The 18,574-nt window shown below is 64.6% G+C and carries 17 protein-coding genes; 8 read left to right on the forward strand and 9 right to left on the reverse strand.

The features are described from left to right. The first annotated feature begins 177 nt into the window (after window positions 1–177). Window positions 178–1,695 carry an aldehyde dehydrogenase family protein gene (locus KW825_RS08400; protein ID WP_218328923.1) on the forward strand — a complete coding sequence of 506 codons (1,518 nt, stop codon included), beginning with the start codon at window positions 178–180 and terminating at the stop codon, window positions 1,693–1,695. Between the two features lie 90 nt (window positions 1,696–1,785). Here KW825_RS08400 and KW825_RS08405 read toward each other — a convergent pair whose 3' ends face one another. Then, window positions 1,786–2,580, reverse strand: a complete 795-nt coding sequence (locus KW825_RS08405) for a helix-turn-helix transcriptional regulator (protein ID WP_218328924.1) — start codon at window positions 2,578–2,580, stop codon at window positions 1,786–1,788. Between the two features lie 95 nt (window positions 2,581–2,675). Between KW825_RS08405 and KW825_RS08410 the strand changes: the two genes are divergently transcribed. Beyond that, window positions 2,676–3,575: a DMT family transporter gene (locus KW825_RS08410; RefSeq protein ID WP_218328925.1), complete on the forward strand. Its 900-nt coding sequence runs from the start codon at window positions 2,676–2,678 to the stop codon at window positions 3,573–3,575. Between the two features lie 79 nt (window positions 3,576–3,654). Here the strand turns inward: KW825_RS08410 and KW825_RS08415 are convergent, their stop codons facing one another. The 4 genes from KW825_RS08415 to KW825_RS08430 are packed head-to-tail and all read right to left on the reverse strand — an operon-like array spanning window position 3,655 to window position 8,807. Then, the gene (locus KW825_RS08415) at window positions 3,655–4,347 is read right to left on the reverse strand and encodes a response regulator (RefSeq protein ID WP_218289894.1); all 693 of its coding nucleotides are present in this window, start codon (window positions 4,345–4,347) and stop codon (window positions 3,655–3,657) included. A gap of 3 nt (window positions 4,348–4,350) precedes the next feature. Next, window positions 4,351–5,916, reverse strand: coding sequence for a sensor histidine kinase (locus KW825_RS08420; RefSeq protein ID WP_218328926.1), 1,566 nt, complete (start codon window positions 5,914–5,916; stop codon window positions 4,351–4,353). A 17-nt stretch (window positions 5,917–5,933) separates the two neighbouring features. Beyond that, window positions 5,934–7,484: an NAD-dependent malic enzyme gene (locus KW825_RS08425; protein WP_218328927.1), complete on the reverse strand. Its 1,551-nt coding sequence runs from the start codon at window positions 7,482–7,484 to the stop codon at window positions 5,934–5,936. 12 nt (window positions 7,485–7,496) lie between these two features. Then, window positions 7,497–8,807 (reverse strand): 2-hydroxycarboxylate transporter family protein, encoded by a 1,311-nt coding sequence (locus KW825_RS08430; RefSeq protein ID WP_218328928.1) that lies wholly within the window; start codon window positions 8,805–8,807, stop codon window positions 7,497–7,499. A 270-nt stretch (window positions 8,808–9,077) separates the two neighbouring features. Between KW825_RS08430 and slyA the strand changes: the two genes are divergently transcribed. From slyA to KW825_RS08455, 5 genes are all read left to right on the forward strand, one after another. Beyond that, on the forward strand, window positions 9,078–9,551 hold the full coding sequence (slyA, locus tag KW825_RS08435; protein WP_042654012.1) for a transcriptional regulator SlyA: 474 nt from the start codon (window positions 9,078–9,080) through the stop codon (window positions 9,549–9,551). A gap of 1 nt (window position 9,552) precedes the next feature. Continuing rightward, window positions 9,553–10,608, forward strand: coding sequence for an HlyD family secretion protein (locus KW825_RS08440; protein WP_218328929.1), 1,056 nt, complete (start codon window positions 9,553–9,555; stop codon window positions 10,606–10,608). 10 nt (window positions 10,609–10,618) lie between these two features. After that, a complete protein-coding gene (locus KW825_RS08445) occupies window positions 10,619–11,647 on the forward strand; it encodes a DUF2955 domain-containing protein (protein ID WP_218328982.1) in 1,029 nt (342 codons plus the stop codon). Window positions 11,648–12,176: 529 nt separating this feature from the next. Next, the gene (locus tag KW825_RS08450) at window positions 12,177–13,049 is read left to right on the forward strand and encodes a beta-1,6-N-acetylglucosaminyltransferase (RefSeq protein WP_218328930.1); all 873 of its coding nucleotides are present in this window, start codon (window positions 12,177–12,179) and stop codon (window positions 13,047–13,049) included. 104 nt (window positions 13,050–13,153) lie between these two features. Further along, the gene (locus tag KW825_RS08455) at window positions 13,154–13,513 is read left to right on the forward strand and encodes an MliC family protein (protein WP_042654015.1); all 360 of its coding nucleotides are present in this window, start codon (window positions 13,154–13,156) and stop codon (window positions 13,511–13,513) included. A 42-nt stretch (window positions 13,514–13,555) separates the two neighbouring features. Here KW825_RS08455 and KW825_RS08460 read toward each other — a convergent pair whose 3' ends face one another. From KW825_RS08460 to nrdD, 4 genes are all read right to left on the reverse strand, one after another. After that, on the reverse strand, window positions 13,556–13,951 hold the full coding sequence (locus tag KW825_RS08460; protein ID WP_218289887.1) for a TonB family protein: 396 nt from the start codon (window positions 13,949–13,951) through the stop codon (window positions 13,556–13,558). A 167-nt stretch (window positions 13,952–14,118) separates the two neighbouring features. Further along, window positions 14,119–14,289: a YqaE/Pmp3 family membrane protein gene (locus KW825_RS08465; RefSeq protein WP_042654017.1), complete on the reverse strand. Its 171-nt coding sequence runs from the start codon at window positions 14,287–14,289 to the stop codon at window positions 14,119–14,121. Between the two features lie 123 nt (window positions 14,290–14,412). After that, entirely contained in the window at window positions 14,413–14,934 is a 522-nt protein-coding gene (gene nrdG, locus KW825_RS08470) for an anaerobic ribonucleoside-triphosphate reductase-activating protein (RefSeq protein ID WP_218328931.1), read from the reverse strand. 89 nt (window positions 14,935–15,023) lie between these two features. Further along, the gene (gene nrdD, locus KW825_RS08475) at window positions 15,024–17,141 is read right to left on the reverse strand and encodes an anaerobic ribonucleoside-triphosphate reductase (protein WP_218328932.1); all 2,118 of its coding nucleotides are present in this window, start codon (window positions 17,139–17,141) and stop codon (window positions 15,024–15,026) included. A gap of 431 nt (window positions 17,142–17,572) precedes the next feature. Here nrdD and KW825_RS08480 point away from each other — a divergent pair, with 431 nt between their 5' ends. Then, the gene (locus tag KW825_RS08480; protein WP_218328933.1) at window positions 17,573–18,547 is read left to right on the forward strand and encodes an ABC transporter substrate-binding protein; all 975 of its coding nucleotides are present in this window, start codon (window positions 17,573–17,575) and stop codon (window positions 18,545–18,547) included. Window positions 18,548–18,574 lie beyond the last annotated feature (27 nt).

Genomic DNA, 18,574 nt, shown 5'->3' on the forward strand with positions numbered 1-18,574 from the left:
TAATCAAGATACGACGCCACACCCCGTTTGATAACGTTTTTGTAACTTTTATCGTGCTGGTCAGACCCTCTGGCATGACCCTTGCGATGGCTGATGGGTGATTGCGGCAGGGAACAGGCATGACAGCCGGAGTGCCCAGGCACAACCGATCAGGACCACACACATAAGGACGTCGAGATGATTTATACCGCCCCCGGCCAGGCAGGTGCCCTGGTCAGCTTCAAGTCCCGTTACGACAATTTCATCGGTGGCGACTGGGTCGCCCCCCGCGCCGGCCGCTACTTTGAGAACATCTCGCCGGTGGATGGCAAGGTGTTCTGCGAGGTGGCCCGCTCCGACGCCGCCGACATCGAACTGGCGCTGGATGCCGCCCACAAGGCGTTCGCCAGCTGGAGCAAGACCAGCGTCACCGAACGCAGCAACCTGCTGCTGCGCATCGCCGATCGCATCGAGCAGAACCTGGAGCGCCTCGCCGTCGCCGAGACCTGGGAGAACGGCAAGGCGGTGCGCGAGACCCTGGCCGCCGATCTGCCGCTGGTGGTGGATCACTTCCGCTACTTCGCCGGTTGCATCCGCGCCCAGGAGGGCTCGGCCGCCGAGCTGGATCAGAACACCGTCAGCTACCACTTCAAGGAGCCCATCGGCGTGGTCGGCCAGATCATCCCCTGGAACTTCCCGCTGCTGATGGCGACCTGGAAGCTGGCACCTGTGCTGGCGGCCGGTTGCTGCAGCGTGCTCAAGCCCGCCGAGCAGACCCCGGTCACCATCATGCTGCTGATGGATCTCATCAAGGACATACTGCCCCCCGGCGTGGTCAACGTGGTCAACGGCTTCGGTGCCGAGGCGGGCCAGGCGCTGGCCACCAGCGACCGTATCCAGAAGCTGGCCTTCACCGGTTCGACTGAGGTGGGGGCCCATATACTGCGCTGCGCCGCCGACAAGATGATCCCCTCCACCGTCGAGCTCGGCGGCAAGTCCCCCAACATCTATTTTGCCGATGTGATGAGCCACGAGAGCCAGTACATCGACAAGGCGGTAGAGGGCATGCTGATGACCTTCTTCAATCAGGGCGAGGTGTGCACCTGCCCCTCCCGCGCCCTGGTGCACGAGAAGATCTACGACGATTTCATGGAGCGGGTGCTGGCCCGCACCCGTGCCATAGTGCAGGGCAACCCGCTCGACACCGCGACCCAGGTGGGGGCCCAGGTCTCCCGCGAGCAGTACGACAAGATCCTGAGCTACATGGCGATAGGCCGTGGCGAGGGGGCCAGGATGCTGATCGGCGGCAACGCCGCCAGGGTGAGCGGGCTGGAGGGGGGCTTCTACATCCAGCCCACCATCTTCCACGGTCAGAACAAGATGCGGGTGTTCCAGGAGGAGATCTTCGGCCCGGCGCTCGGGGTCACCACCTTCAAGGACGAGGCGGAGGCGCTGGCCATCGCCAACGACACCCAGTACGGGCTGGGGGCGGGTCTGTGGACCCGGGACAGCAACCTGGCCTGGCGCATGGGCCGCGGCATCCAGGCCGGTCGGGTCTGGGTCAACTGCTACCACGCCTATCCGGCCCACGCAGCCTTCGGCGGTTACAAGAAGTCGGGGATAGGCCGCGAGACCCACAAGATGATGCTGGATCACTACCAGAACACCAAGAACCTGCTGGTGAGCCACGACATCAACCCGCTCGGCTTCTTCTAGCCAGGCAGTGCTCATCCCAACCGACAAGGGCGCCTTAGGGCGCCCTCTCTTTGTCCATCGCTCTCATCCCGGCAGGCCGCCAGCCCGGGCTCAGCCCCCTGGCTGGGCCAGCTGCTGACGATAACGCTGGGGGGAGCAGCCCAGCTCCCGGTTGAACATGGCGATGAAGGCAGAGGTGGAGCCGTAGCCGAGCCGCCAGCCTATCTCCTGAATGGGCAGCTCCCCCTTGAGCCAGGCCAGCGCCTTGAGCAGCCGCAGCCGGGCCCGCCACTGGCCGAAGTTCATGCCGAGCTCGCGCACGCAGCGCCGGGCCAGGGTGCGCTCGGTGCTGTGCAACTGCTCGGCCCACTGGGCCAGGGTGCGGGGATCGGAGGGATCGCTGCGCAGGGCCGCCAGCATGGGGGCCAGCAGCTTGTCCTGGCTCATCGGCAGGTAGCTCTCCTGGCAGCGGGTCCGGCTCAGTTTTTCAACCAGCAGCTCGGCCTGACGCCTGTCCCACTCGTCCTCCATGTGCCCCAGCCGCCGGTCGCAGAAATCCGCCAGCATGGCCCGGATCAGCGGCGTCATCTCCAGCAGCCTGGGCTCGGTGGGTAGCCGGGCGGCCAGGCTGTCGTTGACGTAGATGGAGGTGTAGTCGAGGGCCTGCTGGTTGTAGGAGGCGTGCTCCAGCCCGGCCGGCACCCAGATGAGGTAGTCCGCCGGGGCCAGCAGCCGCTGCTCGTCCAGCACTATCTCCATCACCCCGAGGCTTATCATGCTGAGCTGACCCCAGGGGTGGCTGTGGGAGGCGCAGGCGCTGTCGGCCTGGATCTGCTGATAGCGCAGGTAGAGCGGATTGGGCTCGGCCAGTTCGGCATCCTGGCGCTGATGGGGACGCGGCTGCATGGGTTGTCCTTTCTGCGGGATAGATTGTCAGTTTTACGTTACTTGCCAACAAAAAGACAAGAGTAGACTGATGGCCTGATGCTAAGGAGTCTTTAATGCGTATCTTCTCCCCCCTCCTGTTCCCCCTGATGGCGGTGCTGATCTGGGCCACCAACACCGTGGTCTCCAAGGCCGCGGCCGGTGTCGTCGATCCCGCCGCCATCTCGTTCTACCGCTGGGTGCTCGCCGCCCTGGCGCTCTCCCCCTTCTGCCTGCCGCAGCTGTGGCGCCGCCGCGCCGAGGTCCGCCTCTGGCTCGGCAAGCTGCTGGTGCTCTCCCTGCTCGGCATGGTGCTCTACCAGTGCCTGGCCTACTACGCCGCCCACAGCACCTCGGCCACCAACATGGGGGTGATCGGCTCATTGCTGCCGCTGCTCACCCTGCTGATCGGCGCCTGCTTCTTCGGCCAGCGGCCCGGCAAGCAGGCGCTGGGGGGCATGAGCGTCTCCCTGTTCGGGGTGTTCTGGCTGCTGAGTCAGGGCCAGCCCCTGGCGCTGCTGCACAACGGCATCAACCCGGGGGATGGCATGATGCTGCTGGGAGCGGCCAGCTATGCGCTCTATGGCCTGCTGATCCGCCGCTGGCAGCTGCCGTTCGGCCCCTGGCTCAACCTCTATGTGCAGATCCTGCTGGCGGTGCTGCTGCTCATCCCGGTCGCCCTCAGCGCCGACTCGCTGGCGGTGCCGCGGGAAGGCTGGAGCATGGTGCTGTTCGCCGGGCTGGCCTCCTCCCTGCTGGCGGCCTACTGCTGGATGCGCGGCCTAGCCAGCCTCGGACCTGAGCGCACCTCGGTGTTCATGAACCTGATCCCGCTGTTCACCGCCATGATCGCGGTCAGCAGCCTGGGGGAGCCCATCCACGGCTATCACCTGCTCGGCGGCGGCCTGATCCTGGGGGGGGTCATGTGTTCCCAGTTCAAGCCGAGACGGCGCGCGCCCCAGCTGGAAGGGGCCTGATCCCCGGCCGCACCAAGGGTGCAGGATGCAGATAAACAACAAGGGAGCCGAGGCTCCCTTGTTGTTTATCCTGCTCGCCTCAACCGGGGCGGCGCCAGTGATAACGCCGCTCGGGGCGGCCGCGCTGGCCGTAGTTGAGATCCACATCCAGCTTGTCTTCGGACTCCAGAAACTCCAGATAACGGCGCGCCGTGGTACGGCTGAGCGACAGGCGCAGCGCCACCGTATCGGTAGAGAAGGCCTGGTCCGGCTCCCCCGCCAGCAGCTCCAGCACCTGGCGCAGGGTGATGGCATCTATGCCCTTGGGGGTGTCGCGCACCTCCCGCGGCTGAATGCGACCCTTGCCCATCAGGCGGTCGAGATCGCTCTGCTCCAGCAGGCCGCGCTCGCACAGGCGCCGGTGCAGGGTCAGGATCTCGTCCAGGCTCTGCTGGATGCGAAACAGCCGCAGCGGCTTGATGATGTAATCCTGCACCCCCAGGTTGAGGGCCTGCTGTATGGTTTCCACGTCGCAGGAGGCGGTCACCATGACCACATAGACCTCGCGATTGTGGCTGCGCAGCCGGTTCACCCACTCCAGGCCGGAGCCATCTGGCAGGGAGATATCCACCACCAGCAGCTGGGGCTCGGTGGCGCGCATCATGAGATCGGCCTGGGCCAGGCTCTCTGCCCGGCCCAGCAGGGAGTAACCCGGGGTCGAGGAGATCAGCTCGGCCAGGATGGCGCCGATCCGCTCGTCATCCTCGATAACAAGAGTGAAAATTGGCTTCATCGCTCACACCAATTGGTTTTTATTCAAATAGATACCGAACAATGTCGTCTGCTCGGCGGTGCGTCGCCATTCTATCACACCCCCACGGCGGGCCACCGTCTTCTTGACCAGAAAGAGACCTACGCCGTGATCGCCGATCTGGCGGCTGACGCCGTAGTCGAACAGGTGATCCGCCAGCGCCTCGTCCACCCCCTCACCGCTGTCCTCCACCTCGATCACCAGCCGCCGCCCGAAGTCGTCGACGGAGAGCAGCACCCTGGGGGGGCACTGCTGGCGGTTGGCCCAGGCGGCGCGGATGCCGTTGTCCAGCAGGTTGCCGAGGCAGGTGATGAGATCCGCCGATATCTCGGCCGAGTACTCCCCGAGCGCCGAGCCGGGATCCAGCACCAGCTCGACCCCCAGCTCCCGCGCCCGGCTGAACTTGCCGAGGATGAGCCCGGCCACCGGTTTGTTCTCGATGGAGCGCAGCAGATCCTGCAGCATGGTCTGGCAGGCCTCGTTTTCCTGCTGGATCAGCTCCACCGCCTCGTCCACGTGGCCAAGCTGCAGCAGGCCGGAGAGGCTGCTCAGCTTGTTGGCAAACTCGTGGGTCTGGATCCGCAGCATCTCGGCATACTGGCGCAGGTGGGTCACCTGCATCCCCAGGCTGCCGGTGCCATCCGGTCGGCTGAAGATCAGCATGCGGCCCGGCTCGCGGCCGCTCAGCTCCTGCCAGTGGCCGACGAACGCCTCCCCCTGCACGGTGAAGTTCACCCCGCCCTGCTGGTTCAGGGCCGGCAACAGGCTGGGGGCCAGCTCGGCCAGGGATTGCCCCAGCAGGGCATGGCGGCCGGTACCCGGCAGCCGCAACTGGTAGAAGGCCGCGCTGTTGAGCATCTTGATGCGATGGTTGCCATCGAGGGCCACTATCCCCTCCGAGATGCCCTCCAGCACCAGGTCTTGCTGGGCGAAGCGGTTGACTATGGTCTCCGGCTCCAGATCCAGCAGGGTGCGCCGCAGCCGGTGCTGCAACCAGAACGCCAGCAGCAGGCCGCAGCCCAGCACGGCGCCGATGGCGCTGATGAGCAGGGCGATCCTCTCCAGATAGATGCCCTCCACCGTCTGCATCAGGTAGCCCACCGCCACCGCGCCTATGGCGCGCCCGTCCGCCCCTATCACCGGCGAGAAGCAGCGGATGGCCGGGCCCAGCGTGCCCGCATCCTTGGAGCAATAGCTGCGCCGCTCCTGGATCGCCGGCCAGATGTCCTCGCCGCGAAAGACCTCACCGACCAGCTCGGGGGAGGGGTGGCTCAAACGGCGGGCATGTTCGTCGGTCACCACCATGTAGGCGGCATCGGTGCGGCTGCAGATCCCCTGCACGTAGTCGCGCAGGCCGGGATCGCTGCCCTGCTGCAGGGCCTGCACCACCCGGGTGTCCGCCGCCAGCACCCGCGCCAGATCGCTGCCCTTCTCCTGCAGGTTGCTCTCCAGCAGGTGGCGGATGAAGAGGGCGAGCAAGCCCCCCAGGATCACAATCAGCAGCAGTGACAGCCCGAGGGAGAGGGTGACCAGTTGGTGGCGCAGTTTCATCGATTAACCTTGCAGCGTCAGGAGGCGGACCAATAGTGCGGGCGCCACCAGGTCTGGTCAATAAGCGGCGCGGGATCGCCGCTGAAATCGGCAAGCCCCTCGTCCCGGGCGCAGAGCGCCACCGCCCTGGCCACGGCGCGGGCCACCTCCCCCACCTGCTCGATGGGAGGCAGCAGCCGCCCCTCCGCCAGCGGATAGGCCCCCACCGCCCGCACCGCCGCCTGCAACATGCCATCGCTGATGCGGCGCGCCTTGACGGCGCAGGCACCGAGGCCGATGCCGGGGAAGACGTAGACGTTGTTGCACTGGGAGACCACCCGCGCCTCCCCAGCCACCTCGACCGGGGCGAAGGGGCTGCCGGTGGCGAGCAGGGCGCGCCCGGCGGTGGCCTGCCACACCTGCGCCGGCGTCGCCTCGGCGCTGCGGGTCGGGTTGGAGAGCGGCAGTATCACCGGCCGCTCGCACACCGCCCCCATGGCGCCGAGCACCTGCTCGGTGAAGAGGCCGCCCTGGCCGCTCACCCCGATCAGCACCCCGGGGCGCAGCCGCGTTATGAGCTCGGGCAGGGAGGCGCAGGCCTCCTCCGCCGGGCGGGCGAAGGGGCGCTGGGACGGCGTCAGGTTGGCTCTGTCCAGGCAGACCAGGCCGTCCTGATCGAACAGCTGTACTCCCTCAGGGCTGCCCGCCAGCTGGGCCAGCATGGCGGCGATGCCGCAGCCCGCGGAGCCAGCGCCGACGATCAGCACCGGGGTCGTCGCCAAGGTGCTGCCGGCCTGCTGCAGGCCGGCCAGCACGCAGGCGGAGGCGACCGCCGCCGTGCCCTGGATGTCGTCGTTGAACATGCACAGCTCGTCTCTATAACGGGCCAGCAGGTTGGCGGCGTGCTTGCCGGCGAAGTCCTCGAACTGCAACACCACCTGGGGCCAGCGCCGGCGAATGGCCGCCACCACCTTGTCCATGAAGTGGTAGTAAGGCTCCCCGTCCACCCGTGGCGCCTGCCAGCCGAGGTAGGAATCATCCTCCAGCAGCTCCGGGTTGTTGGTGCCCACATCCACGCACAGCGGCAGGGTGCGCGCCGGGTTGATGCCGCCGGCGGCGGAGTAGAGCGCCAGCTTGCCGATGCAGATCCCCATGCCGCCGATGCCGAGATCGCCGAGCCCCAGCACCCGTTCACCGTCGGAGATGACGATGACGTCCACCTCCTGCTCCACCGCGGCGAAGATGTCGTCGAGATCGTCCCGGTCGTGCCAGGAGAGGTAGAGGCCGTGGCTGCGCAGGTAGAGATCGCTGTGGCGCTGGCAGGCCTCGCCCACCACCGGGGTGTAGATGATGGGCAGCAGCTCCGGCAGGTGGTGGCGCACCAGATCGTAGAACAGCACCGGGTTGTCCTCCTGCAGCTGGCGCAGCAGCAGGTGCTGATCGAACGGGCTCTGCATGGCCGAGACCAGGCGGTAGATGCGGCGGCGCTGCTGGGAGAGTGACTCCTCCTTGTGGGGCATGCGCCCCATCAGGCCCTGTCGCTTGCGTTCGGCATAGGGCAGGCTGGTGCCCATCATGATGTCGTTCATTGTCGATTCCTTTTATGCCAGCAGCGAGATGAGCAGGGTGGCCAGGATCAACATCACGGCCCCCCCGAGACGGGAAGAGATCTGGGCGAACGGCATCAGCTTCATGCGCTGGGCCGCCGACAGCACGGCCACGTCGCCGGTGCCCCCCATGTTGGCCATGCACAGGCCGCCGGTGATGGCCGCCTCTATGGGATAGAAGCCGATCATCCGTCCCACGATGGCCGCCCCCAGGGCCCCACCGACCACGGTGACCAGCACCATGATGAAGTAGTTGACCGAGAAGGCACCGATAAGCTCGGGGATGCTGGTGTAGGCGACGCCTATGCCCACCAGCAGGGAGGGGGTGAGGTTGCTCACCACGAACTGGTACCAGTCGGCAGCCGCCTGCTCGTAGCGGCGCGGCAGCACGCCGCTCACCTTGATGATGGCCACCGCCAGGATCATCAGGGCGAAGGGGTGCATGGGGATGAAGTTGCCGAGCAGGGAGCCCAGCACGAACATGCTGGAGCTGATGAAGAGCCCGAGACCCAGGCTCTCCAGGGTCGGGGCCTGGACCTTCTCGTCGGCCACGCTCTCGCCGCTCTCCTTGATCATCAGCTTGCCGTTGCCGGTCAGGGAGGGATAACGGCGGCCGAGGCGGGCCAGCATGGTGCCCACCAGGATGGCCAGGGTGTTGGCGATCACCACCGCCGGCACCATGCGTGACAGCAGATCGGCGCTGGACATCTGCATCGGGCCGGAGAGGATCTCCACCAGCGGCACGGCGCCGGCGCCCATGCCGCCACCCATGATGGGCAGGCCGATGAGCAGCACCGCATTCTTGAAGCCGTAGCCCAGCAGGGAGCCAACCAGGCCGACGCTGAGCAGCGCCAGGGCCACGCCCCCCAGGATCACCGGCAGGTAACGCATGGCGGCGTTTTTCAGCAGGGCGCCGCTCATGCCGAACACAGATCCGGTCACCAGGCTGGCGATGAAGAAGTTGAGGAAGCCCCCCTCCTTCATGAAGCCGATGATCACCTGGCCCGCCTCGACCGGCAGGACCCGGTACTCAAACAGCGCGGCGCCGCCGAAGATGGCGAGTATGGTGCCGCCCCCCAGGTATTCGCGGATGGGGGTGATGCGCTCGCCGAGCTCGGTCAGCAGGGTGCCGAGCACGAACATCAGCGCCAGGGCGCCGACCATGCCGAGCGGCAGGGAGCCGTTCCAGCCGGAGAAGAGGACGCAGGTGGCCAGCCCGAGGAAGATCATCATGGGCATGCCGGCGATCTGCTGGTCGCTCCAGGCGACCTTGGCTTGTGCTTGGGGGGTAGAGAGGTTTTTCATTGTTATGCTCCAGCGTGTGGTGTGGCGCTACTCTAGTGATCCCCCCCGGCGCTGTCGGTTAGCAGGCTTGCAAAGCCATATAAAAACATTGAAACCTTAAGCACCATTCAGCACCGGACGCCGGCCCGGCCCGCTGAATGCCCCTACCCCCGTCACCGCCTCTTTTTTGTGCCTCTCGCCGCCGCAACCTTAATGTGAGCTGAATCACGCTTTACTTAGCCTGCTAAATAAATATAATGCTTAGCAGGCTAAGTATATGAGGTGTCTGCCATGAAAAAGGATCTGGAGATGTTGCGCGAGTTGTCCCTCGCCGAGCAACTGGGGCGGCTGCACCGCTTGTGGCGCACCGTGGCCGATATCGAGCTGGCCCCACTTGGGCTCACCCATCCGCGCTGGACCGCGCTGTGGAAGCTGAGCCGCCTCGGCGGCCACCTCAGCCAGAAGACCCTGGCCGAGGCCCTCGAGATAGAGCTGCCCTCCCTGATGCGCACCCTGGGTCAGCTGGAAGAGCAGGCCCTGATCGAGCGCCACTGCTGCAGCCAGGACAAGCGCGCCCGCATCGTCACCCTGACCCCGGCGGGCAAGGCGCTGCTCGATCAGATCGAGGATCGCATCATGGGGATACGCCATGAGCTGCTCAGCGGCATCAGCCAGCAGGAGCTGGCGCAGTTTGAAGAGATAGTGCACCGCATTTCCGCCAATGCCCTCGGCAAGATTGGCGCCCCGCAGGAAGAGAGAGAATAAGATGACCCCGGATCAACAATTCAAACGCTGGATCAAGTGGTCCATCCTGTGCTTCATCCTGGTGTTCGGCTACTTCCTGCTGGCCGACATCAAGATGCCGCTCACCCCGCAGGCCATGGCCACTAGGGTCGTCACCAGGATGGCGCCCCAGGTCAGCGGCAAGGTGGTCGAGGTCGCGGTGGCGAACAACCAGCACGTCAAACAGGGAGATCTGCTGTTCGTGCTGGATCCCGCACCGTTCGAACTCGCGGTCGAGCAGGCCCGCCTCGCCCTGGCTCAGGCCGAGCAACAGAATCGCCAGCTGGATGCGACCCTGAACGCCACCGCCGCCGACTACAGCTCGCTGCAGACCCAGACCGCCCAGAAACAGCGGGAGGCCGAGCGCATCGATGCCCTCTATCGTCGCCACATGGTGTCCGAGCAGCAGAAAGATGACGCGGACAGCGCCGCCCGCACCGCCCGGGCCAACCTGCTGGCCAGCCAGGCCCGCATGGAGCAGGCCAGGGTCAATCGTGGCCTGGCCGGTGACGACAACCTGCTGCTGCGCCAGGCGCGCAACCGCCTCGCCCAGGCCGAGCTCAACCTCACCTACAGCCAGGTCCATGCGAGCCAGGATGGCATCATCACCAACCTGCAGCTCAAGCCGGGCAGCGTGGCCAGCGCGGGGGCTCCCCTGCTGGCCCTGGTCTCGGAGCAGGTGGACGTGATCGCCGATTTTCGCGAGAAGAGCCTGCGCCATGTCAGCCCCGGCAGCCAAGCCCTGATCGCCTTCGACGGCGAGCCCGGTCGCCTCTATACCGCCCGGGTCTCCAGCCTGGATGCCGGGGTCAGCGCCGGCCAGTTCGATGCCAACGGCCTCTTGGCCAATCCCATCGAATCGGATCGCTGGGTGCGCGATGCCCAGCGCCTGCGCCTGCATCTGGCCCTCGAGCAGCTGCCAGCCCATCTGCCGGCCGGGGCTCGCGCCACCGTCCAGCTGCTGCCGGACAACGCCCTCACCGCCTTGCTGGCACGCGGCCAGATCCGCCTGCTCAGCCTGCTGCACTACATCTACTGAGATGACGGCCATCAACCTGTGGCACAGGCCCCTCACCGCCAACGAGCTGCGCCAGTGCCTGCGCATCGCCTTTGGTTGCACCCTGGGTTTCGTGCTCTGCAAGATCTTCGGCTGGAGCAACGGGGTCTTCTTCACCGTCACCCCGGTGCTGCTGCTGGGGATGATACCGGTGATGAACGGTCACGCCGCCCGCCAGCTCATCGCGTCCGCCGCGTCGTGCGGGCTGGAGGTCGGCCTGCTCGGCGGCCTGTTCGGCGGCCATCCCGGCCTGATGACCCCCATCGTCTTCCTGCTGTTCCTCTACCGTTTCGCCGCCATGTCCCGCGGCAGCCTGTTCCTGTTCGGCGCCAACGGCGTGCTGAGCCTCAGCATCATGCTGCACTTTGCCAGCTACCCCGGGACAGACCTGAACGATCTGATCTTCAGCAACCTGTGGGCCAGCGTCCTGTCGGTGCTCATCGCCTACCTGATGACGGCCCTGATCCCGGATGTGGAGGAGCGGCCCAAACCCGCCGCCGCGCCCAAGGCCCCGCACCGGATGCGGCACGAGGCGCTGCTCGGCGCCAGCATCGCCACCCTCTCATTTCTGGTATTCCAGCTGTTCGATCTGCGCGACTCCATGTCCGCCCAGGCGACCACCCTGCTGGTCCTGTTCCCCATGCACTGGGACGGTGCACTGAGCTACGCTCGCAAGCGCGCCATGGGCACCCTGCTCGGGGTGAGTTTCGGCATCCTCGGTCAGCTGGTGCTGTACGACTGGTCCGGTTTGCTGCTGCTGGTCGCCCCCCTGCTCTGGCTCGGGGCCATGCTGTTCAGCCATGCCCACGTGAAGGAGGCCAGCGGCTCCGGGGTCGGCTTCGGCGCCCTCACCACCCTCGGCATCCTGTTTGGCCAGTACCTGACCCCGGGCAACGATCTGGTGTTCAGCGCCCTGTACCGGGTGAGCAGCATCCTGTTTGCCATCGTCGTCACCCTGCTGGCCTGTTACCTCATTCACCGCCTGCTCAACCGCTTCGAGGCGACCCGCTTCGGTTATTGACCCCTTTTCTGCAGCCAAAGGATGGCTCCCTTTCGCCCCGCTATGCCTACCGGGGCGTTTTTTTGCGTCCTGTGCGCTGGCCGGGCCATAGGCTTGTGGTACCGAGAGACTGCACTCCGTCTGCGAGGTGCCGGACGGGATGTCGAGGCCATATGTGGACTCCATTGAATGGTATTTCTGCGGTACCGGCGATATATGACGAACCTGGCCCGAACCGTGCTACTGTGGCGCCTCACTCACCGGCCGATTGCGCTCTGCACCTGATGACAGGCTTGTCATGCAAAAGAGTCGCCAGCCAGGGCAGCCCTTGCCCACCTCTCACCCTCAACCCGACGTCGCCGGACCCGCTGTATTGACCCGATGCCATAAGGCGCATCCCTCCCTGCCGCAGCCTGTTCTCACTGTTGTTATCTGCTATCCACTCTTTTTTACTGCGACAGCGGCCATCCCGACGGGAACCAGCTTCAAGCCATCCGCCTGAGGCACTTTCTGTTTGGCGCAGCCCTGCCGCCAACACAGGACACCTGCCATGATTGCCTACCTCATTCTGGTTCATCGCTATCCCGACCAGTTCAAGCGCCTGTTCAAGGCGATTTACCACGACAGCAACCACTACCTGATCCACGTGGACAAGCGCTCGGGTCCCGAGTTGCAACAGGAGATCGCCGACTTCCTTGCCGATTACCCCAACGCCGCCATGCTACCCAGCAAGAATGCACTCTGGGGCGGCTACAGCCTGGTGGATGCGGAGCTGCGCGGCATAGCGGCGCTGCTGGAGCAGAACAAGGAGTGGGAGTTCTTCATCAATCTGAGCGCCCAGGACTTCCCGCTGCGCTCCCAGCACGACATTCACGATTTCCTGCGCGATCACAAGGGCAAGGATTTCCTCAAGGTCGCGGATCAACGCCAGCACCGACCGGACACCCTGCACCGCATCGATCACTATGTGACCGAGACCGCCCGGGAACTGGTGTGCGAGCCGGTGAAGACCCGCCCCTACCTGGAGGGGGTGACCCCCTACATTGGCAATCAGTGGATGATCCTGAGCCGGGCCTTCTGCGAGTTCGTCAGCCACAGCCCTGAGGTCGATCGCTTCAAGGCCTTCTACCGCCACACCCTGATCGCCGACGAGGGCTTCTTCCAGACGGTGATCATGAACACCAGCTATCAGGGCCAGATAGTCAACGATGACAAGCGTGCCATCGACTGGATCCCCATGGGCGACATCAAGCTGCGCCCGCGCGACTACACGGTGCATGACGCAGATGCCCTGCAGCAAAGCAATCACCTGTTCGCCCGCAAGTTTGATGAGACCATCGACAGCGACATCCTGGATATTCTGGAGCGCGCCATGATGTGTCCCCTCGCCACACCGGCTATCCGGCAGCCAGTGCCGGCCTGACTATCCATCCGGACACATACCGACGCGGTCAGCACTCTTCGAGATTGCGACGCTGGCTCAAGCTGTTAGGCTCAAGTCCATATGACACCAAGGGGAGCTACAACATGAAACAGATCAACCTATTCCTGCTGAGCCTGGGTGCCCTGACCCTGCTCGGCGGCTGCGAGCGCGGTGCCGGCGGCCTGGGGGTGACCGGCGGCGATCCGGTCAGCTATCTGTGCGAACAGAACCAGAAGGTGCAGGTGCGCTACTTCTCGCTCTCGGACGAGAGCCTGAACTTCATCAAGCTGTCCCTGCCCAACGGCAAGGACTACACCCTGCCACAGGCGGTCTCCGCCTCCGGTGCCCGCTATACCGATGATCATGAGGTGGTCTGGTGGAACAAGGGGAAGGAGGGCTTCGTGGAGATGCGCGACAAGGATGGCGAGTGGCAGAGCCTCTACAACGACTGTAAACAACAATAAAGTGACCCCGGCCTGGCCGGGGTCTGTTTTATCACCCAGAGATCAGTTGATCTCGATTTCGAAGCGGTTGACCACCTGTACCGGGTGAGCATCCGGATTGCCCTCTGCCGGGCTATAACGGAGCCGGGACAGAGTAGCCAGCGCACTCTGCTCCAGTTCACCGGGTGGCTCTGCCGCCACCACTTCCGGCTTGGTCGGCATGCCATTGGAGTCGATCAGATAGCGCACCTCCACATAGCCCTTGACCGGCTTGGCAGGCCGCCGTACCGGTTCATCATCACCGAAGAATGAACGCTGGTTCTCCTGGATCCAGTAATGGGACAACTGCTCGAGCGGGATCACTATAGGTGCGCGATCGAGTGCCGCCTCAGGTCGGGATGAGCACCCCTGCAACAACGCCAACACCAGTCCTGACCAGACTGCGACTTTCCATTTCATGCAAGGCTCCTTGTTCTCTCTACTGGGCTCAGAGGCCGTCATGAACCACCCCTGTCGGTCAGTCGCCCATCCTAACGAAAAAGTATCCGTTTGAACACCGCCAACCAGACCAATCCCGAGTGGTTGACCCTGTATCACCCAGCTTGCTCATCCGTGAGCCTGTGGTGTCAGGCGCGCTTGTCGCTGACCACCAGCCAGAGTGCGTGCACCATGCCGGGCAGGCCGCCGAGCAGGGTCAACACTATGTTGAGAAAGAAATGCAGGCTGAAGCCCACCTGGATAAAGGCACAGACCGGGGGCAGGAAGATGGCCAGCAGGATCTTGAGCAGATTGTTCATCTCATGGTTCCTCATGAAAGACGTCGCGTGATTCGGATGGGCTAACCATAAACAGCCTTGCCTGCAACTGCAAACCCGACGGGGATCCTTTCCCTCGTTTCTTCCCTGGCGTTGAGCCAGGGTTCAGCTGGCTGCGGTCAGCGTCACGCAGGGGATCCGTTCTTCCATACTCTCCCGCCAGGCGTTGAGATCGTGGATCTGCTGGTTGCTGCTGCCACGCCAGAGCAGGCCGGGATCCGCCAGCCCCCGCTCGAACTTGCCGTCGACCAGCACGTCCAGCAGGGCCACCAGCTCACGCTGGGCTGCCGACAGCTCGCCGAGCAGATAGCCGGTCCAGCACCAGATGTCCTTGCCCGGACACTCGGCCCGCACCCGCCTTACCAGCGCCAGTACCTGCGGTACGTTGGCCGGATGCAGCGGATCGCCGCCGGAGAGCGACAGGCCACGGCGCTTGATGCGGCTGTCGTTGAGATCATTGATGATGCGATCGCTCATGGCCTGGTCGAACGGCGTGCCCCCATCGAGCCGCCAGGTGGCCTGGTTGTAGCAACCGGGGCACTGGTGCTCGCAGCCCGCCACGAACAGGGTGGCGCGGGTGCCGGGGCCGTTGATCACATCGACCGGGTAGTACTGGTGGTAATGCATCCTCTCTCCTCGGCCCCTGCACGGGCGCCAGATCCGCCAATAAAAATGGCTCCCTCATCAGGAGCCATCTCGTCGCTCAGCCGTTCGTCTTACATGTGCTTGACGCGGCGCTTGACCTCTTCCTGCTTGCCCGCGTTGAAGGGGCGCGCATCGGGGCTGCCGAGGTAGCCGCACACCCGGCGGGTCACCGACACCTTGGCGGGATCATGGTTGCCGCAGCGCGGGCAGGTGAAGCCCTTGGAGGTACACTCGAACTCGCCGGTGAAGCCGCAGTCGTAGCACTCGTCGATGGGGGTGTTGGTGCCGTAATAGGGCACCCTGTCATAGCTGTAGTCCCAGACGTTCTCCAGCGCTTCCAGGTTGTGCTGGATGTTGGGGTACTCGCCGTAGCAGATGAAGCCGCCGCTGGCGATGGGCGGATAGGCCGCCTCGAAGTCCAGCTTGTCGTAGGGGTTGACCTGCTTCTCCACGTCGAGGTGGAAACTGTTGGTGTAGTAACCCTTGTCGGTCACCCCGGCCACCACGCCAAACTCCTTGGCGTCGATGCGGCAGAAGCGGGTGCAGAGGTTCTCGCTCGGGGTGGAGTAGAGGCTGAAGCCGTAGCCGGTCTCCTCTTTCCACTCGTCGGTCGCCGCCTTGAGCCGCGCTATGATGGCGATGGCCTTCTGGCGCAGCGCCTCGCTGTCAAACAGATGGGTGTCGGTGCCGAACAGGGCGTTGATGGTCTCGTGCACCCCTATGTAGCCGAGCGAGATGGAGGCGCGGCCATGTTTAAAGATCTCGCTGACGTTGTCGTCGGCCTTGAGCCGCACGCCGCAGGCGCCCTCCATGTAGAGGATGGGGGCGACCCGCGCCTTGACGCCATCGAGTCGCTCGATGCGATACATCAGCGCCTGCTTGGCGACCCGCAGCGCCGCATCCAGCTTGTCCCAAAAGTCCGCCTCATCGCGGGACTTCAGGGCGATGCGCGGCAGGTTGAGGCTTACCACCCCGATGTTGTTGCGCCCCTCGTGGACCAGCTCGCCATTCTCCTCGTAGGCGCCGAGGAAGGAGCGGCAGCCCATGGGGGTCTTGAAGGAGCCGGTCACCTTGACCACCTGATCATGGTTGAGGATGTCCGGGTACATGCGCTTGGAGGCGCACTCCAGCGCCAGCCGCTTGATGTCGTAGTTGGGATCCCCCGGCTTGTGGTTGAGGCCATCCTTGATGGCGAACACCAGCTTCGGAAACACCGCCGTTTTCCTGTTCTTGCCAAGGCCAGCGATACGGTTGCCGAGGATGGCGCGCTGGATGAGGCGGGATTCCCAGCTGTCGCCGAGGCCGAAGCCGAAGGTGACGAAGGGGGTCTGGCCGTTGGCGGTGTGCAGGGTGTTCACCTCGTACTCCAGCGACTGGAAGGCGTCGTGACACTCCTTCTCGGTGCGGGCCATGGCGTAGGCGTCCACATCGGCTATCCCCCACTCCTCGGCCACCTCCCGGTGTTTCTGCCAGCTGATGGTCACATAGGGCGCCAGCACCTCGTCGATGCGGTTGATGGTGGTGCCGCCATAGATGTGACTCGCCACCTGAGCGATGATCTGGGCGGTCACGGCGGTGGCCGTGCTGATGGACTTCGGGGTGTCGATCTCCGCGTTGCCCATCTTGAAGCCGTGGGTCAGCATGCCCTGCAGATCGATCAGCATGCAGTTGAACATGGGGAAGAAGGGGGAGTAGTCGAGATCGTGGAAATGCAGATCGCCGCGCTCATGGGCCTGCACCACCTCGCGGGGCAGCATGTGGCTGGTGGCGTAGTGCTTGGCGACGATGCCGGCCAGCAGATCCCGCTGGGTCGGTATCACCTTGGAATCCTTGTTGGCGTTCTCGTTGAGCAGGGCCGCGTTGGTCTGCTCCACCAGGCCACGGATCTCCTGGGCCAGCCGACCACGGGCCTCGCGGGCCAGATCCCTGTCGTGGCGATACTCGATGTAGGCACGGGCGATCGCCTTGTCGTCGGAGGCCATCAGATGGTTCTCGACCCGGTTCTGGATCTCGTGAATGTCGACCTCGCCCCGCCCTTCCAACTCCAGGCTGACGGCGCTGGCAACCCGCTCGCCCAGCGCCGGATTGGCCTGGCTGACCGCTGCCGCCGCCCGGCTCACCGCCTCGGCAATCAGCTGGGCATCGAATGGTGCGCGACATCCATCACGTTTGATCACAACCGGTTTCATGCGTTTTCCCCGTTTTAAAGGCCAGGCTGTCGCCTTCGGCTTACCTTGTTTGGTACCCTTCCCCGCGCCTCGTCCTGGGCGCAAATAAATTCAGCCGAGGCTTGACCAGCCTGGGCTGACGATGAGAAGAGAACAGCTTATACACAGCTTAACAACACAACATATAGGTGTTTTTAATGAATGCATCCCTATATGTGGTGTCTATTAGGCACCAAAGCGCGGCCTCATTTCTTGATCCACATCAGGTTTTGAGAGGAGTGGGGCAGTTCACAACCAGCACCAAAAGAGCCTCATTAAAGCCACCCCAGACGGGGGGCGGGCTGGCGTCCGATCACCCCCCTATGGGGATGGCGTAGCCATCCGACAACAATTGACGAAGGCATACCCGAGCCAACGCGCACATACTGGGTGCAGTGTCCTGCCAACGGGAAATGAACGTGACCAAGGTGTTGCTACTGCTAGCCCTTCTCCCTCTCCCCCTCCGGGCCGCCGAGATATTGGTGATCAGCAGCTATCACCCCGCCAACCTGTGGGATCAGAGCTACAACACCAGTCTGCAGGAGCACCTCAAGGGCGCCCATCATCTCAGTCACTTCTATCTGGACAGCAAACGCCAACCCCGCCAGGAGGTGGAGCAGAGCACCGCCAGGGCGATGAGCGCCTACCGGCAACTCAAGCCGGATCTGGTGGTGCTCGGCGACGACAATGCCATCAACGCCCTCGCCCGGCCGATCGCGGCCCAGGGCACCCCTGTGGTGTTCCTCGGCATGAACGAGAATCCCCGCCACAAGGGGCTGGTCGGTCACCCCCAGATCACCGGGGTGCTGGAACGCCCCCTGCTCAAGCGCAACATCAGCGAGATGAGCCAGCTGATGGGGGGGCTGGGCAAGGCGCTGGTGCTGTTCGATGCGAGCGAGGTATCGCGCACCGCCATCGAGGATGAGTTCACGACCCCGGACGAACAGCGGGTCGGCCAGACCAGGGTCAACAGCCAGCAGATCGACGACTACCGGCGCTGGCAGGAGGTGGTGCTCGCCAGCCGGCAGAACGGCTATGAGGCGCTCTTCATCGGCCTCTACCACACCCTGACCGATGAACGGGGAGTCCATGTGAGCGAGAAACAGGTGCTGACATGGACCAGCCAGCATAGCCCGGTGCCGCTGTTCTCCTTCTGGGAGTTCTCGGTCGGCAAGGGCGGGGCCATCGGCGGCCTGGTGCTCAACGGCCATGCCCAGGGGGAGAAAGCCGCCGAGCTGGTCAACGCCATCCTGGCGGGCACCACCCCCGAATCCCTCTCCCCGCGGGCGGCCCTGCGCGGTGAATACGTGTTCAGCCGGGAGGAGCTGGCGCGCTGGCAACTCAGGGTGCCACCCAAGTGGCAGGAGAAGGCCCAATGGCTGGAGTGAGCCCAGAAACGACAAACCCGGCCTGAT

It is taken from the genome of Aeromonas sp. sif2433, from assembly GCF_019218705.1.
Classification (GTDB): domain Bacteria; phylum Pseudomonadota; class Gammaproteobacteria; order Enterobacterales; family Aeromonadaceae; genus Aeromonas; species Aeromonas encheleia.

Coding starts and splice junctions, on each gene's coding strand:
- KW825_RS08425 (WP_218328927.1), bottom strand. CDS start 7,484: ATGAACGACATCATGATGGGCACCAGCCTGCCCTATGCCGAACGCAAG.
- nrdG (WP_218328931.1), bottom strand. CDS start 14,934: ATGCATTACCACCAGTACTACCCGGTCGATGTGATCAACGGCCCCGGC.
- KW825_RS08450 (WP_218328930.1), top strand. CDS start 12,177: ATGATTGCCTACCTCATTCTGGTTCATCGCTATCCCGACCAGTTCAAG.
- KW825_RS08430 (WP_218328928.1), bottom strand. CDS start 8,807: ATGAAAAACCTCTCTACCCCCCAAGCACAAGCCAAGGTCGCCTGGAGC.
- nrdD (WP_218328932.1), bottom strand. CDS start 17,141: ATGAAACCGGTTGTGATCAAACGTGATGGATGTCGCGCACCATTCGAT.
- KW825_RS08455 (WP_042654015.1), top strand. CDS start 13,154: ATGAAACAGATCAACCTATTCCTGCTGAGCCTGGGTGCCCTGACCCTG.
- KW825_RS08405 (WP_218328924.1), bottom strand. CDS start 2,580: ATGCAGCCGCGTCCCCATCAGCGCCAGGATGCCGAACTGGCCGAGCCC.
- KW825_RS08420 (WP_218328926.1), bottom strand. CDS start 5,916: ATGAAACTGCGCCACCAACTGGTCACCCTCTCCCTCGGGCTGTCACTG.
- KW825_RS08480 (WP_218328933.1), top strand. CDS start 17,573: ATGAACGTGACCAAGGTGTTGCTACTGCTAGCCCTTCTCCCTCTCCCC.
- KW825_RS08410 (WP_218328925.1), top strand. CDS start 2,676: ATGCGTATCTTCTCCCCCCTCCTGTTCCCCCTGATGGCGGTGCTGATC.
- KW825_RS08465 (WP_042654017.1), bottom strand. CDS start 14,289: ATGAACAATCTGCTCAAGATCCTGCTGGCCATCTTCCTGCCCCCGGTC.
- KW825_RS08400 (WP_218328923.1), top strand. CDS start 178: ATGATTTATACCGCCCCCGGCCAGGCAGGTGCCCTGGTCAGCTTCAAG.
- slyA (WP_042654012.1), top strand. CDS start 9,078: ATGAAAAAGGATCTGGAGATGTTGCGCGAGTTGTCCCTCGCCGAGCAA.
- KW825_RS08460 (WP_218289887.1), bottom strand. CDS start 13,951: ATGAAATGGAAAGTCGCAGTCTGGTCAGGACTGGTGTTGGCGTTGTTG.
- KW825_RS08440 (WP_218328929.1), top strand. CDS start 9,553: ATGACCCCGGATCAACAATTCAAACGCTGGATCAAGTGGTCCATCCTG.
- KW825_RS08415 (WP_218289894.1), bottom strand. CDS start 4,347: ATGAAGCCAATTTTCACTCTTGTTATCGAGGATGACGAGCGGATCGGC.